The 13609-nt window shown below is 59.3% G+C and carries 10 protein-coding genes; 2 read left to right on the top strand and 8 right to left on the bottom strand.

Annotated features, from left to right (window positions below; genetic code table 11):
* Positions 1–34: 34 nt before the first annotated feature.
* Positions 35–1561, top strand: coding sequence for a hypothetical protein (locus GC177_01955; protein ID MBI1274718.1), 1527 nt, complete (start codon positions 35–37; stop codon positions 1559–1561).
* Here the strand turns inward: GC177_01955 and GC177_01950 are convergent, their stop codons facing one another.
* A complete protein-coding gene (locus GC177_01950) occupies positions 1562–3013 on the bottom strand; it encodes a S8 family serine peptidase (protein ID MBI1274717.1) in 1452 nt (483 codons plus the stop codon).
* 105 nt (positions 3014–3118) lie between these two features.
* Here GC177_01950 and GC177_01945 point away from each other — a divergent pair, with 105 nt between their 5' ends.
* The gene (locus GC177_01945) at positions 3119–4591 is read left to right on the top strand and encodes a hypothetical protein (protein MBI1274716.1); all 1473 of its coding nucleotides are present in this window, start codon (positions 3119–3121) and stop codon (positions 4589–4591) included.
* Here GC177_01945 and gyrB read toward each other — a convergent pair.
* The 7 genes from gyrB to dnaA form a co-directional block, all read right to left on the bottom strand.
* Positions 4588–7029: a DNA topoisomerase (ATP-hydrolyzing) subunit B gene (gyrB, locus tag GC177_01940; GenBank protein ID MBI1274715.1), complete on the bottom strand. Its 2442-nt coding sequence runs from the start codon at positions 7027–7029 to the stop codon at positions 4588–4590. The two genes, GC177_01945 and gyrB, sit on opposite strands and share 4 nt — an antisense overlap.
* 193 nt (positions 7030–7222) lie before the next feature.
* On the bottom strand, positions 7223–8407 hold the full coding sequence (gene recF, locus GC177_01935) for a DNA replication/repair protein RecF (protein ID MBI1274714.1): 1185 nt from the start codon (positions 8405–8407) through the stop codon (positions 7223–7225).
* Between the two features lie 9 nt (positions 8408–8416).
* Complete coding sequence (locus GC177_01930) at positions 8417–9514, bottom strand: DNA polymerase III subunit beta (GenBank protein MBI1274713.1); 1098 nt, start codon at positions 9512–9514, stop codon at positions 8417–8419.
* 223 nt (positions 9515–9737) lie between these two features.
* Positions 9738–10406 (bottom strand): hypothetical protein, encoded by a 669-nt coding sequence (locus GC177_01925; protein ID MBI1274712.1) that lies wholly within the window; start codon positions 10404–10406, stop codon positions 9738–9740.
* A gap of 38 nt (positions 10407–10444) precedes the next feature.
* Positions 10445–11107 (bottom strand): M48 family metalloprotease, encoded by a 663-nt coding sequence (locus GC177_01920; protein MBI1274711.1) that lies wholly within the window; start codon positions 11105–11107, stop codon positions 10445–10447.
* Between the two features lie 51 nt (positions 11108–11158).
* Positions 11159–11902, bottom strand: coding sequence for a hypothetical protein (locus GC177_01915; GenBank protein ID MBI1274710.1), 744 nt, complete (start codon positions 11900–11902; stop codon positions 11159–11161).
* 3 nt (positions 11903–11905) lie between these two features.
* Positions 11906–13408 (bottom strand): chromosomal replication initiator protein DnaA, encoded by a 1503-nt coding sequence (dnaA, locus tag GC177_01910; GenBank protein ID MBI1274709.1) that lies wholly within the window; start codon positions 13406–13408, stop codon positions 11906–11908.
* Positions 13409–13609 lie beyond the last annotated feature (201 nt).

The following is a 13609-nucleotide window of genomic DNA, read 5'->3' as shown; positions in this document are numbered from 1 at the left end:
CTGTGTAAGCTGCTGCATTGCTTTTGAGGTTGCCATGAACGATGCCCCTACCATTGATGCCATGCGTTTAACGCGTTTTATGTTATGGATGCTTCGCTTCGGCGCGCAAACTGGAGAATTGAGCAAAACGCTTGTGGCGCATACATCGCCACAGATGGCGCCAGCCGTGGTTTCGGCCGTTAATGTGTTCAACTCCGTGGAACCTTCCATCCTGCGGCTGGTCTATTTCCAGACGCTGTTCAGCTATTTCAAGCATACATTGCCGGAGGCAATGAAGGGGTGGATTGAACAGTCCGGCGAGCCATTCTGGGACCAGCCCCTCAGCCATGACGAATATGATTTATTGTTTGATTCGGATAACGAGAAACTCGGCATCGGTAATGTCATGAGCGTGATAAACCGCTTTAAACAGCGCGAGCCGGTGGACATACGCCCGACCGTCGGCATTGCGCGTGAGATTGAAGCCTTGCAGCAAGGGCTGATTCAGCAAAACGGGGATGAACGCAGCCCAGAAGATATCGAGAAGCTTTCCGCTTTGCGCATGGAGTTCTGGAAGCATCTGGGCGAAGGGAACCGCGACGTCATCCTGCATGGGGTTCATCGTCTGGAGAGAATGAGCAGACTCGCGCAGCCCGAATTCCGTGAAGATGTGGAAGATATTTTCACGCAGGCAGACTGGGTGGAGCAGGAAGAGGATGAGTGCCATGCGTTTGAGCGGAACTTCGACGACATGGTGCACCGTGTCGCCATCTGCCCCCTGGTGCCAAACCGTGAGTTGCCCGATGACTGGCCCATGGACGGGCCGCTGCCGTTCCCCAGCAGGCGCGATATTTTTCAGCACCTGACGCAATATATGAATAATGGCGATATCTTCAACGCGATATTCAGCCCGAATTTTGGCGCCGCGCTGTATACCCTGCCCCTGCTGAAATGGGCGGAGGTCATTGCTCACGTCCATGGCGCAGATTTGCCTGAAGCCATCATCGGCGATTTGCCGCAAGTGGGAGCAAAACCAACCAGCCGCTATCATCACTGGCCCGTATGCAATGCAGCGCTTAAGGCGTTGCTGATTGCCGACCATTTTTTGCGCAGTGAGGACCCGAATGCATTTTTCGAGACATTGCGCCATATTGATCAAGCCCATGCTGAACAAGCTCACCCGCTGGATGCCGATGAAATCATCCTGCTGCTGAGTTCCTGCTTCATGGCGGTAAGCATTTGCGGGCTGGACCCCAAATGGGTCAAGCTCATGCTGGTGGAATCCCTGCCGAGCAACCCGCGCATCAGTTGGTTTGAAGCCAGCGACCGGCTTGTGGAGGCGCTGCGCCTCAGCGAAGACCCGCATAACGTGCTGCTGCAGAACCAAGACTATCTCCACGATCTTGCAGAGCTCGTGAAAAACTTCATCGCCACCGATGCCGCCCCGCCGGAGCTGGCCGCCCCCTTGTTATTACTTCATCAGCATTTTCCGGACGTAATACCCGGGCTGCTGGAAGGCGATGTGATTGGCGCAGCCATGACGCAGCAGGCTGCGATGGATACGGATACACCAACGCTTTGATCAGGCGGAATGTTCCATTACTCTTTCGGACATATGTGATGCCATTTCATGTGTGCGCTGCCAGGTGGGATCTTCCCGATAGGGAACGCCGCTGAAGCGGATGTCGGCTTCCACGGTGGCGTGGGGCGGCATGCCGGTGACCTCCAGTTGCCAGAGGCCGGCGGTGTTTTCACCTATGAAGGCCGAGCTGCACAGGCTGCCGCGATCGAAATCCGTGCCGGGGCGCTTGAGCTGAATGCGCGTGCTCTGCCCGTTTATTTCCGGGCTGATAAGGGTGATGCCCAGCGTGTGGCCGTCCAGCCTCTCCCCCGTCAGGGAGCGCACGTGAAAGGCCAGCATGGTGTTGAAAGGGCTGAGGGACTGGGTGACGAAGGCGCTGCACTGGCCGCCCTCACATGCGAAACGCGTGGGACTTTCCAGCGCCTGCTGATCGATGGAGGGAAGGGAGTAATTGCGCCAGGATTCCAGCAATTGCCAAGTGGCGGTGGCGGGATATTGCGCGGGATCGTCCGGGATGGCGACGTAGCCCGCCCCGCCCCGGCTGCCCCAAGCCAGGCACTTTTCCGGCATCATCAGCACGGTTTCGTCTTCATCCTTAAAACCATTGGCGTTCAGCTGCTCACCATAATCCACATCCGGCCGCCTGGCGGAGCGGATGATGGCGGATTTGATGAAATGGCTCGGCACATCGGGAAATGCCTTCATCAGGGCGCGCGCAAAACCGGCCATACGCGGCGCGGCAAAGGAGGTGGCGTGCCAGCCGTTGGCCGGGCGCACATAGCAATCCACAGCAAAATCCCCCACGGCGGATTCGGGGTAGATGCCCTCCTGCTCATCGCCCACGCCGATGGTGATGACGTTGCCAAGGCCCGCGCTCATGACGCCTTCCTGGCCGGTTTCCACTTCGGGGTTATGCATGTAATTGCCGGCGGCGCGGACAAAGAGCATGTCGTCCGTCACCAGCCTGAAAAGCTGCCTTAAGGTGCCCTCGAAGCTTTCATGCGTGAGTTCGCGGCTGGGGGACTGAAAATCGAAAATACCCGCGCTCATGTTGAACACGGCGCGTTTTTTGCGCTCGCGGCCATCTTCCTGTGCAATGGAATCCCACAATCGGCCGAGGCCCTTCTCAATATCCCCCACGATGCCGCGGGCCAGCTCGCGGTGGTCGGTTAAGGTGGCATCCATGGCCAGGTAATAGGGCTGGGAGGCCTCAAAACCGTCCTGCCGCTGCAATGCGTGAATCAGCACCGTGCCGACCTGCTCGGCATGGGCCATGTAATCGCTGATGCGATGCGCCCGTTCGGGCCGCTTGGCCTGTAGTTTTTCAAGATAGTCGGCGTGATGCTGCGCGCCGTCATAGACCGCCCAACTTCCCGAATCGGGCGCGTGCATGCTCGGCCAATGCGGCTTGGCGAATTCCACCTGCACCAGGGCAACGTCTGCCTCGGTCATGATACCATCCCTGTTTTTTCTTTGATTCTAGCGGCTGTTTGGCAAATGGCGAGCGGTTTTACCGTCAAAAAACAGTCATCATCGCTTGGTAGGGTGCCGCTGTTCATGATGGGGCAATTTGTGCAGCCTAAAGCGCTTACATCCATGCTGTTATGGCTTCTCCGATCGGGCCTGGCCGACGGAAGAAGCAAGCTGGCCACGCATGACGTGACCACGAAAAACACGGAAGGCCTGTGGCCCATACACCGGGTGTTTGCCGCGCAGGAACCGTCCATGTTCAGGCTGATTTATTTCAAGACACTGTTTCCCTATATGGGGAAACAGATCATTCCCATGCTGAAGGAGTGGGTTTCGGAAGGATATGACGCGTTCTGGGACGAGCCCCTCAGCGAAAGCGAGTATGCGGAGCTTTTCCGCCAGGGAAACAGTCTTTCCACTACGTTTCAACGCCGAGAATATCCCGATAATGACATCCGCCCGCTGATCAGAATCGCGCGGCAGATGGAAGCCATGTGCGCAAACGGTGCGCCGACTACGCAGCTTGCCACCTTGAGAATAAGCTTTTGGAACTACCTGGCTGAGGGTAACCACGCAGCCTTGCTGTTCGGATTTTTTCGCAGGGAAGAGCTGGATAAGCTGAGTACGGATAATCCCATGATTGATCTGGCCTTTTACCCAGATATGGACATGGGCTGGGTTCAGCCGCTGAATGATTTTCAGCGCCGGTTTGACCGGATGGTGGAGATGGCGGCCCATTGCCAGCTGCTGCCGGAAGGAGAACTTCCGCCGGACTGGCCGCAGGATGGAGCATTTCCCTACCCCACCCGCCGAGGCATTGCCGAGCATGTTGCCTTTCTCCATGACCGGGAGGTGTTTAATGCCATTTATGGCCCTGGGGTTGGAGCGGCAAGCTTTGCCCTGCCCCTGCTGGAATGGCTGGAAGATATTGCAACCAGCCTGGGCACATGCCTTCCAGAGGTAGAGATTGGTGATGTGGGCCGCTTTTCCACCCATGCGCAGGACGGCAAGCTCTATTACCAATGGCCAGTCTATCATGCCATTCTTCGCGCGCTCAGCTGCAATGCGGGAGATAAATATTCCCAGGAACGCGCCGACATCCGCGCCACCATCGGCGCTATTCATGCGGCCAGCAGCCCGGTAGAACAACCGCTAACCGGCGAGGAAGTGGGACTGCTGCTTGGCGAGGTGTTTTTTATCATGTCGCTTCACCGGCATTATACGCTGGGGTGCGATCCGCTGCGCACAGAGCCTTGCACCATTGATACGCCGCATGGAAACACCTGGGGCGAGGCATTTGGCAACCTTATGGGCATGCTAAAATATACCGATGACCCTGCGCAGGTGTTGCATGCGCAGGCTGCTTTCATCGATGAATTTGTCAAGTTGGCGATCAAGGCTATCCATACAACGCCCATCGATACCGAATTGCTGGCGCCTTTGCGCCTTATTGAGGCATCCTGCCCGGGGACCATCCCGGTGCTGGAAGAGGAATGGGTGCAGACCCTTTGCGACATGGAAGTGGCCCGCGCCGGAATGGCAACGGGGCATGCTGCCTAGATATCCAGGTTGACGACGTTCAGCGCGTTGGTCTGAATGAAGTCGCGGCGGGGTTCCACCAGATCGCCCATGAGGGTGGAGAAAACATCTTCGGCTTTCTCGGCATCCTCAATGCCGACCTGCAGCAGGGTGCGTGCATCGGGGTCGAGCGTGGTTTCCCAGAGCTGGTCGGGGTTCATTTCACCGAGACCTTTGAAGCGCTGCACGGTGAGACCCTTGCGCGCGACATCCATCAGCTGGTTGTAAAGCTGCGCGGGGGTGCCGGCGGTGAATTCCTGCGATTTGCGTTTGAAGCTCATCGGGCCGGTGAACCATTCGCGCATGGCAGGCACCTGCATGGCGAAGTTGCGCGTGTCGTTGAAGGCGAGCAATGCGGTATCGAGATGGTAGTGATCCGTCACGCCGCGGGTGGTGCGGCTGAGCTGGAGACCTTGATCGGTGACGGCAGCTTTCCAGACGACGGCATCGGGCTCCACTTCCAGCAGGCGCAGGCGTTCGGCGAGTGCGGTGCCGGTTTTTTCCAACGTGGCAGGGTTGGTGAGCGCGGCGGGGTCCAGCAAGCCTTCAAGGGCGGCGAGTTCCAGCACGTTTTCCGGCAGGCGGCGTTTGGCGCGTGTGACACTGGCTGCCCACTGGCGAGCGCCGAGCAGCATTGTCCGCAAGGCGTTGCCCGCATGCTGCTCACCGTTCGGGCCGGTGAGGACGGCTTCGTCCAGCGTGGCATCCAGCAGATAATCCTCAAGCGCGAGCTGGTCTTTCAAGTAGGTTTCGCTGTTGCCGCGGCGCACTTTGTAGAGCGGCGGCTGGGCGATGTAGAGATAGCCGCCGGCGATGATCTGCGGCATCTGGCGATAGAAGAAGGTGAGCAGCAGCGTGCGGATGTGCGCGCCGTCCACGTCGGCATCGGTCATGATGATGATTTTGTGATAGCGGAGTTTTTCCACGGTGAAGTCACCGCCCTGCTCGCTGTTGCCAATGCCGGTGCCGAGCGCCTGGATGAGCGTGCCGATTTCGGCGGAATCCAAAATGCGGTCGAAACGCGCGCGTTCGACGTTCAGGATTTTGCCTTTCAGCGGCAGGATGGCCTGGTTCTGGCGGCTGCGGCCTTGTTTGGCGGAGCCGCCTGCGGAGTCGCCCTCTACGATGAAGAGTTCGCTTTTGGCGGGGTCGCGTTCCTGACAGTCGGCAAGTTTGCCGGGCAGCGTGGAGAATTCCAGCGCGGATTTGCGGCGGGTGAGCTCACGCGCCTTGCGGGCGGCCTCGCGCGCGCTGGCGGCTTCGTAAACCTTGCCGACAATGGCTTTGGCTTCGACCGGGTGTTCCTCAAACCAGCGGTTCAGCGATTCGCCGACGAGGTTTTCCACTACCGGGCGTACTTCGCTGGAGACGAGTTTGTCTTTCGTCTGCGAAGAGAACTTCGGATCGGGCACTTTTACGGAAAGCACGCAGGTAAGGCCTTCGCGGATGTCTTCGCCCTGGAGGTCGATCTTCTGTTTTTTGGCGATGCCGGAGCTGTCGGCATACTGGTTCACCACACGCGTGAGCGCGGCGCGGAAGCCCATGAGGTGCGTGCCGCCATCGCGCTGCGGGATGTTGTTGGTGAAGCAGAGCACATGTTCGCGGTAGGAGTCGTTCCATTGCAGGGAAGAATCCACCGTGATGCCGTCCTTCTCGCCGAAGACGCGGATGGAGGGCGCGAGCGGCGTTTTGCTGCGGTCCAGGTAATGCACGAAGGCATCAACGCCGCCTTCGTAGAAAAACTCCCAATGCTTGGTATCTTCGCCGCGCTGGTCTTCCAGCAGAATGCGTACGCCGGAATTGAGGAAGGCGAGTTCGCGGAAGCGGCGCTCCAGCGTCTCTGCATCGAAGATGGTCTGCGTAAAGATTTCCGGGCTCGGCAGGAAGGTGACCTCGGTGCCGCGCATGCCGTCAGCCTCGCCGACGACCTTTAGCGGCTCCACCGCCACGCCGTTGGAGAATTCCAGGTAATGCGCATTGCCGCCGCGCCAGATGCGAAGCTTCAAGGTGGTGGAAAGCGCGTTGACCACAGACACCCCTACCCCGTGCAGACCGCCGGAGACCTTGTAGGAGTTCTGGTCGAACTTACCGCCCGCGTGAAGCTGGGTCATGATGACCTCGGCTGCGGAGACGCCTTCTTCCTTGTGGATGTCCACCGGAATGCCGCGGCCATTGTCGCGCACCGTCACGGAACCATCGGCGTTCAAACTCACAAACACTTCCGTGCAATGCCCGGCAAGCGCCTCGTCGATGGCGTTGTCCATCACCGCATAGACCATGTGGTGCAGGCCGGAGCCGTCATCCGTATCGCCAATGTACATGCCCGGGCGTTTGCGAACCGCATCCAGGCCCTTCAGAACCTTGATCGAACCTGCGCCGTATTCCGCATCTTCCTGCCTGGCCACTGCTTCCCTCGCCATTGGTAGTCCCTCGTGTTTGTGTCAAGAATACGGGACTCCGTCCCGTACCCTGCTAGGGGCCTAGGCCCCTAGAACCCCATTATTTCTTTAGACCCCCATTCATGGGGGTCTAAAGAAATACCGGGATCCAAGGGCCTGGGCCCTTGGTGGGGCATGGGGCAAAGCCCCATATTCCCGATGGAAACGCCGTGGCTTACCACAGACGGGTGATGCTGGCCTGGTCGACTTGCAGAAGCTGCGCCCTGTCTTTCAGGGGGGCGAAGGTTTCGGCGTCGGTGGCGGTCATCCATGCCTGGGCGCCGAGGGTGGAAAGCGTGGTGAACAGGCTTTCGCGCCGATGACGATCCAGGTGGGCGACGACCTCGTCGAGCAGCACCAGGGGCGGCCTGTTGTCCCAGACTGTCCGGGCCTCAGCCACCGCCATGGTCAGTGATAGCATGAGCGCCTTTTGTTCACCAGTGGAACATGCCTCCATGGGCTGATTTTTGCCGGGAAAATTCAGCCGCATATCGCTGCGGTGAGTGCCGGAGAGGGTGCGGCCGCTCCGGGCATCGTCAGAACGTTGATTTTGCAGGGTTTCCCGCAGTTTTTGCTCCACGGCCAGGGCCTTTTCACCCGTCAGGAGGGATTGCTCCACCTCGCCTTCGATGGAAAGGATGGCTTTGGGGAAGGCATCGGCCAGGTTTTGCAGGGCGGATTGGAGGCGTTCCATGACCTGAAGGCGGTGGTCGGCAATGGCGACGGCGGATTCGGCCATTTTCTGCTCGATGGCGGAAAGCCAGCTTGGGTCCGGCTTGCCGGGCTGAGACAAAAGCTGGTTGCGCTCGCGCATCAGGTAATCATAACGCCCGGTTTCGGCGCTGTGGGAGGGCACGAAGCCCGCCACCAGCTTGTCGTAATATTTGCGGCGGGGGCTGGCGCTGCCGGAAAGCATGCCATCCATCGAGGGCGTCAGCCAGATAATGCCGAGTATATCCGCAAGCCCGGCATGGCCGCGCTGCCAGGCGCCGTTGATCTTCACGCGGCGGGTATCGTTTTCACCTTCCGCATTGCGGGCAGTGGCAACCCAGTGGCTGCCGTCGATATCCGTGACCTCGGCGGCCACCTGCCAGGGTTTGGCGGCGCTGTTGGCAAGCTGAAGCTCGGTGATGCTGGCGCTGCGCAGGCCCTTGCCGGGTGCGAGGAGCGAGGCGGCCTCCAGCAGGTTGGTTTTGCCCATGCCGTTTTGCCCGGCAATTAGCACAGGCAACGGCTCCAGCTGGAGGTCGAGGTTATCGTAATTGCGGAACTGCTCCATCACGAGCCGGGTAATAGCCAGCGCCGAGGGCGCAACCTCCCCTTTTACCGCATGGTCACTGGTGGTTTCCGTCGGGGTCACAGGTGCCTATCAGACCCGCATCGGCATGATGACATAGAGCGCGCCCATGGTGCCGGTGTCCCGCACGACGGCGGGAGAGCCGGAATCGGAGAAGGCGAACTGTACCGTCTCACCCTCGATTTGCGACAGCATCTCGAGCAGGTAGCGGGAGTTGAAGCCTATCTGCACTTCCTCGGCCTGAAAGTCGACTTCCAGCACCTCCTGCGCTTCGCCATGGTCCTGGCTGTCGGCCAGAAGCGTCAGCGCGTTGTTGGAGCAGATGAGCTTGATGGCGCGGGATTTGTCGGACGCGATGGTGGAGACACGGTCAACGGCCTCACGCAGCACCTTGGCATTGATTTCCAGCAGGCGGTCATTCTCCTTGGGGATCACGCGCTCGTAATCCGGGAAGGTGCCGTCGATAAGCTTGGAAACCAGCGTGATGGCACCGGCGGAGAAGCGGATTTTGTTTTCCGACACTTCGATGGTCACATCCTGGTCGGATTCATCCATGAGCTTGCGCAGCTCGCCCACCGTCTTGCGCGGGATGATGATGCCCGGAACATCGGACGCGCCGGATGGCAAGGGGATTTCCATGCGGGCCAAACGGTGGCCGTCGGTTGCAACCGCGCGGAGCAGCTCCACACCGTTATCCTTCATGCTGTGCAGGTAAATACCGTTGAGGTAATAGCGCGTTTCCTCCGTGGAAATGGCGAAGCGGGTTTTGTCCACCAGCTCGGCGCATTCGGAGGAAGCGAGCACGAAACGCGCATCGAAATTACCGGCATCCATCACGGGGAAATCTTCCACGGGCAGGCATGCCAGGTAGAAGCTGGAGCGGCCGGCAACCACGGATACGCGGCTGGTGGCGGAATCCAGCGTGAGGCTGATCTGCGAGCCATCGGGCAGCTTGCGCACGATGTCGTAGAACATGTGGGCCGGCACGGTCACCTGGCCTTCGGCCTGGGTCTGTGCGGGAACGGTTTCCATCACGGCGACATCAAGGTCGGTGCCGGTCAGGGTCAATTGGCCGCCTTTGGCATCCAGCTTCACGTTGCCGAGAATGGGGATGGTGTTGCGACGTTCCACCACGCCCTGAACATGCCCCAGCGCGCGCAACAGCGCCATGCGCTCAATGGTGATTTGAAAAGCCTGGCTGGATGATGGCTTAACGGCTTGGGCAGTGTTCACGCAAAATCTCCTAAAAACAAAAGGGCCTCCTGAAAGCGAAACAAATCCGGCGCGGCTTGGTTATAAGGCTGTATTCTGCCCACGCGCCATGACGATTTAACCTGATTTTAACCGAATTAAACGGGGCGTCAAATGCTGGTTTGCTGCAACGGCACAATTCTTAAAGGCCGATATCGACGCCCTGCTCATGCGCAAGCATCACCACGATTTCCTGCAGGGAAAGATCGGCGCCCGCGCTGTTTTTCGCAGCAATCTGAATATCACCGCGCTGATGGGTTATTTCCTCGCGATGACGGTCGATGGACAGGGCAAGCACGGTTACGTCATCCTGCCCGGCCAGATCGGGGTTGGCGGAACGCACGACCTTCAATGCCGCGGAGTAAAACACCTCAAATCCATAGACTTCTATTTCAGCTCTGTTGGCTTCCAGTTCGCATTGATTGAAAATGGCCGTAGCGGAATCAATGAATGCATTGGCCTGCCGGGTCAATGCAGCTGGATCTTCGTCGCTTTTGCCTTTTTGAGCTCGGGTGATCGCCTTGATCAGCCCACGTGCATTGGCCAGATGCATTTGCGCCTCGATAAGGCGGTCATGCTGGCCGAGATGCACCACCTCATGCAACGCCAGGCTTCCCTGCTCATCCGGCGAAAGTGCCAGGCAGCTTTCCGGATAACCTATTCGCCCTTCATCAAGGCTATCGACACCGATGGCATGCAGCGGCGCACCGCGCATGGGCATCAGCCGCGGACGGATATCGATGCTGCGCTGATGGGCATGGTGTTCGGCAACGGTCTGGATATCGCGCAGGGATTGCTGTGTGTTGGCCATAAGAATCTTTCCGGATGAACCATCTTAACCGTGGATGGTTACAGGCATATGTCATCGGGCGGGAGCCGCTCGGCCACCCTGTGCAATATCTGGAAAAAGGGCATATCGTAAAATTCTGCCCGGTAATAGGGGGGTATGGAGCGCTTCACTTCCAGCGTTTCCATCGATACTAGATGGATGATTTCGTCATCGTCGAAACCCGCCATTTTCGGATAGGCCAGACGAAAAATATTGGCATAGGCGCCTTTCATGGCATCAAACCCGCATAATTCGGCGGCATTGGTGCTGGCGCGGACCTCCGCCTCATTGTTGATGGCGATAAGGTGGATGGCCAGAAACCTTGCATCGCGTAAAATGGTGCGGGCCTCTTTTTCCCTGCCCTCCTTCAACAGGTCCTGCGCCTTCATCACCATGGGGATGAGCGTTTCCTGCACGGTGACATTGACCATCTGCATCGCATCCGCGTCTTCCTGATGCTGCATTTCATGGCTGATGATGGCGTCGAGATGCTCTTCGGGGAGATTTTCCACCAGCACTTCCGGCACGGACAGGGTGTAGCCGAACACTTCGTAACTGGTGGCCATGGGGGATGCGTTTTCCACCACTTCGATCTGGTCCGGCCAAGGTTGTTCCATGGCCTGGGCCATGGCATCCACCGTCCGCAACACGGTCATTACATTCTGGGATATGCGAACGGCCATGTTCACTCACGGAATTGTTTCAATCTGCCTTATAGCAGCGCTATGTGACAGTTATGGTTGAGTGTAATTCCGGCAGGTTTCGTTCAGATGGCGGAGGCTGGAGGCGACCAGGGCGGCTTCCATGCCGCCTGCGGGTGGTGAGCCGATTTCCTCCAGATCGATGCTGCCGGTGATTTCCTCCGCCAGATCGGCGGGGATGGGGCGGCCGTGCAGCCAGTCCTTTATCAGCGCGAGGGCGGGCAGGTAGTCGATCACCTCCTTGTCGAGCACAACCCAGAAGGTGGCCAGGCTTTCGGATTCTCCCCAATGGTAATCCTCGGGGTCGTCGGGGTATTTTTCCTCATCATCGTCACTATCGGGGGTGTCTTCCTCATCATCGACCATGTCGTGCAACAGCAGCTCGCGGCAGGTGGTCATGATGGCAGCGGCATCCTGACGCGACTCGATCATGCCGGTGATGGCGCTCATGCTCTGGCGGCACTGGTTGCGGTCCTCCTCATCCATCCGGCTGAAAATGATGCCCATGTCGCGCGGGGCGTTTTTCAGCATGCGGTCCAGCTGGTGATCGGGGTTGGACAATGCGGCCTGGAGGGTGGCGGGCAATTCCGCCCAGAATTCGTGAAAGAGATCGTCCGGCAACAGGTGCAGCAGGGCCAGGTAATCGAGCGCGCGGTCATCCCATTCATCGCCCGCGGTATTTTCCGCGCCTGCCTGAAAAAGGTCGAACCACTCGGCTGGCGTTCTCGTGCCAAGCTCCGTTACACGCCCGGCCAGCGATGCCAGCGTCAGGCTCATGGCTTAGGACTGCATCAGCCTTTCAAGCAGATCGACATCCTCGCGGATGTGGGGGTCCTCCAGGCAGAGTTCCTCGATGCGCTTGACGGCATGCATCACCGTGGTGTGGTCCTTGCCGCCGAATTTGCGGCCGATTTCCGGCAGGCTGAGGGTGGTAAGGCGCTTGGCCAGAAACATGGCGACCTGACGCGGGCGGGCGACCATGCGGCTGCGGCGGGCGGAATACATGTCCGCCAGTTTGATGTTGAAATGCTCGGCAACCTTGCGCTGGATGTCTTCCACGGTCACCTTGCGGTCGTTGGCGCGGATCAGATCGCGCAGCACATGGCCGGTGGATTCCAGATCGATGCCATGGCCGACGAGGGTGGAATGGGCCACCACGCGGTTGAGCGCGCCTTCGAGCTCGCGCACGTTGGAGGTGATGCGGTGGGCGAGGAATTCCAGCACCTCACGCGGGACGGAGGCGCCGAGTTTTTCCACCTTGGACTGGAGGATGCCGAGGCGGAGTTCGTAGGTCGTGGCATGGACATCCACCACCAGGCCCCAGCCGAGGCGGGAGCGCACGCGCTCCTCGATGCCGTCGAGATCAGACGGGGAGCGGTCGCCGGAGATGACCACCTGCTTGTTCTGGTCCACCAGCGCGTTGAAGGTGTGGAAGAATTCCTCCTGCGTGGAATCCTTGCCGCTGATAAACTGAACATCGTCCACCATCAGCACGTCGACGGAGCGGAACTGCTCTTTGAATTCCATCGTGTTCTTGTCACGCAGGGAACGGATGAACTCGTACATGAATTTTTCGGCGGAGAGATACAGCACGCGGCGGCGCGGGTTGGTGACGCGGATGTGCTGCGCGATGGCGTGCATGAGGTGCGTTTTGCCGAGGCCCACACCGCCATAGAGAAAGAGCGGGTTGCCGCCCGGGGAAACGCTGTTGGATTCCGCCACGCGGCGGGCGGCGGCGTAGGCGAGCTCATTGGGTTTGCCGACGACGAAATTGTCGAAGGTAAAGCGCGGATCGAGCTGGATGGAGGATGGCGTGTCGGCGGCATCAACCACATGGATGGCGGGGCGCGACGCGTAGGTGGCGGGCTGAACCGGTATGTCTTCCACCATGGGGGCGGAAGAGGAAGGGGGGACATTGGGGGTAATCTGACGCCCCTTGTCGAAGGCGGCGGGCTTGACGAAGACATCCACGGCGCGGACGGTGGCGTCCTCGGTCTGCCAGGCGCGGAGCAGCGCATCCTGATAATGGGTTTGCACCCATTCGCGCATGAAGCGGGTGGGCACGGCCAGCGACACGGTGCCGCTGCGCAGGCCGCTGAACTCAATCGGTTTCAGCCAGCTGCGGAAGGTGGCCTCGCCGAACTGGGCGCGCAGGCGACCGGCGACTTTCTCCCACTGGCTGTTTCCGCTGATGGGGGCTGCAGGAGATGGGATGGTGTGCGAAATGGCTTCCTCCACGGTTTCACCCACTGCGTCGCGTTTAGCCAGGGCCTGTGCATTCATTGGTCTGTTATCCTCCCCATCCACCCACAGGCGGCGCCTGAGGGATTATGTTTATTCGATGCGGGAAGCGCCATGCATGGGCACTTCCTCTTTTGTTGTATTCGCCTCCTGCGTCTTGCGACGCAATGAGGCAGCGGCGTACGCGCCGCGCTCACGGCTGCCACCATGTTCTTGCCTCCTGCGTCTTGCGACGCAATGAGG

Source organism: bacterium (assembly GCA_016124905.1).
Classification (GTDB): Bacteria; Pseudomonadota; Alphaproteobacteria; order Rickettsiales; family RI-342; genus RI-342.
Note: the sequence above shows the minus strand (reverse complement) of the source record. Positions and strands in the feature narration are given on the sequence as shown.

Coding starts and splice junctions, on each gene's coding strand:
- GC177_01955 (MBI1274718.1), top strand. CDS start 35: ATGAACGATGCCCCTACCATTGATGCCATGCGTTTAACGCGTTTTATG.
- GC177_01950 (MBI1274717.1), bottom strand. CDS start 3,013: ATGACCGAGGCAGACGTTGCCCTGGTGCAGGTGGAATTCGCCAAGCCG.
- GC177_01945 (MBI1274716.1), top strand. CDS start 3,119: ATGATGGGGCAATTTGTGCAGCCTAAAGCGCTTACATCCATGCTGTTA.
- gyrB (MBI1274715.1), bottom strand. CDS start 7,029: ATGGCGAGGGAAGCAGTGGCCAGGCAGGAAGATGCGGAATACGGCGCA.
- GC177_01930 (MBI1274713.1), bottom strand. CDS start 9,514: ATGGCGCTGTTGCGCGCGCTGGGGCATGTTCAGGGCGTGGTGGAACGT.
- GC177_01925 (MBI1274712.1), bottom strand. CDS start 10,406: ATGGCCAACACACAGCAATCCCTGCGCGATATCCAGACCGTTGCCGAA.
- GC177_01920 (MBI1274711.1), bottom strand. CDS start 11,107: ATGGCCGTTCGCATATCCCAGAATGTAATGACCGTGTTGCGGACGGTG.
- GC177_01915 (MBI1274710.1), bottom strand. CDS start 11,902: ATGAGCCTGACGCTGGCATCGCTGGCCGGGCGTGTAACGGAGCTTGGC.
- dnaA (MBI1274709.1), bottom strand. CDS start 13,408: ATGAATGCACAGGCCCTGGCTAAACGCGACGCAGTGGGTGAAACCGTG.